The sequence below is a fragment of the Janthinobacterium sp. TND4EL3 genome, assembly GCF_900156175.1.
In the GTDB taxonomy this organism is placed as follows: Bacteria; Pseudomonadota; Gammaproteobacteria; order Burkholderiales; family Burkholderiaceae_D; genus Janthinobacterium.
This window is the reverse complement of sequence record NZ_FTMV01000064.1, coordinates 1-1,640: the sequence shown is the minus strand read 5'-3', so window position 1 is coordinate 1,640 and position 1,640 is coordinate 1. Positions and strand designations below refer to the sequence as shown.

Below are 1,640 nucleotides of genomic sequence, written 5' to 3'. Positions count from 1 at the left end.
GTCTTGCCTTCATTCATCTGCATGTCGATTGCCTTCTTCAGGGCCGGTCCCACGTCTTCCAGCTTGTCGACCGTGATGCCTTCGGCGCCCATGGCCCGCGCAATTTCCGCGAAGCTCTGGTTGTCGAGTTCACCGGCCACGAAGCGGCGGTTGTAGAAATCGACCTGGTTCTTCTTTTCCGCACCCCACTGGCGGTTGTGGAACACCACGGCCGTCACGGGGATGTTGTGGCGCACGCAGGTCATCGTTTCCATCAAACTCATGCCCCAGGCGCCGTCGCCCGCATACGACACGGCCGGACGGTGCGGTGCTGCCACCTTGGCGCCGATAATCGTCGGGAACGCATAGCCGCAGTTGCCAAAGCTCATCGCCGCAAAGAAGCTGCGCGGCTTTTCAAAGCGCAGATAGCTGTTCGCCACCGAGTTGATGTTGCCGATGTCGGTCGACACCATCACGTCTTCCGGCATGGCTTTTTCCAGCTCGCGCAGCACCTGGCGCGGGTGCAGATAGTTGCCCGGCTCTTTCTTCTGCTCTTCGATCATGTCCAGGCTGTACGCATCCTTCTCGTGCGTCCAGTTGTCCAGTTCGTCTTCCCACGCGGCTTTTTCCGCCTCGATGGTGGCCTTGCGCTCGCCGCGCGTGGCGTCGCAGTCGAGCGTCTTGCCATCGAGGCGGGCCAGAATCGCCTTGGCGGCCGCCTTGGCGTCGCCGCAGATGCCCACCGAGATCTTTTTCACCAGGCCCAGCATCTTGTTGTCCGCGTCGATCTGGATGATCTTGGCATTCTTCGGCCAGTAATCCATGCCGTGCTGCGGCAGGGTGCCGAACGGTCCCAGGCGCGAACCCAAGGCGACGACGACGTCGGCCTGGGCGATCAGTTTCATCGCCGCCTTCGAGCCTTGATAGCCGAGCGGGCCGCACCACAGCGGGTGGCTGGCGGGAAACGAGTCGTTGTGCAGATAGCTGTTCACCACGGGCGCGCCGAGGCGCTCGGCCAGGGCCTTGCATTCCTCGATGGCTTCGCCCATGACGACGCCGCCGCCCGAGATAATCACGGGGAACTTGGCTTTCGCCAGCAGCTCGGCCGCATCGTCAAGGCTTTGCTCGCCGCCGGCGCCACGGTCCAGGCGGCTCGGTTTCGGGATTTCGGCCTTGATTTCGCCATAGAAGTAATCGCGCGGGATGTTCAATTGCGTCGGTCCCATTTCCGACATGGCGCGGTCAAAGCAGCGGCCCGTGAACTCCGCCATGCGGGCGGGATTGGTCACGTGGCCTTGATATTTCGTAAATTCCTCGAACATCGGCAGCTGGTTCGCTTCCTGGAAGCCGCCCAGGCCCATGCTCATCGTGCCCGTTTCCGGCGTGATGATGACGACCGGGGTGTGCGCCCAGTAGGCGGCGGCAATGGCCGTGACGCAATTGCTGATGCCGGGGCCGTTCTGGCCGATGACGACGCCGTGGCGGCCCGAGACGCGGGCATAGCCGTCGGCCATGTGGCCGGCGCCCTGCTCGTGCACGACGGGGATCAGGCGGATGCCGGCCGGGGCGAAGATGTCCATCGGGTCCATGAAGGCCGAGCCCATGATGCCGAACATGTCGGTCACGCCATTGGCGGCCAGGGTTTCCACGAACGCTTCGGA

Annotated in this window: 1 protein-coding gene; it reads right to left on the bottom strand. The window is 63.4% G+C overall.

Annotated elements, in window-relative coordinates; translation table 11 throughout:
* Positions 1–1,640, bottom strand: a 1,640-nt coding sequence (gene xsc, locus BXA07_RS29655) for a sulfoacetaldehyde acetyltransferase (RefSeq protein ID WP_076573258.1), incomplete at both ends; no start/stop codon positions are given.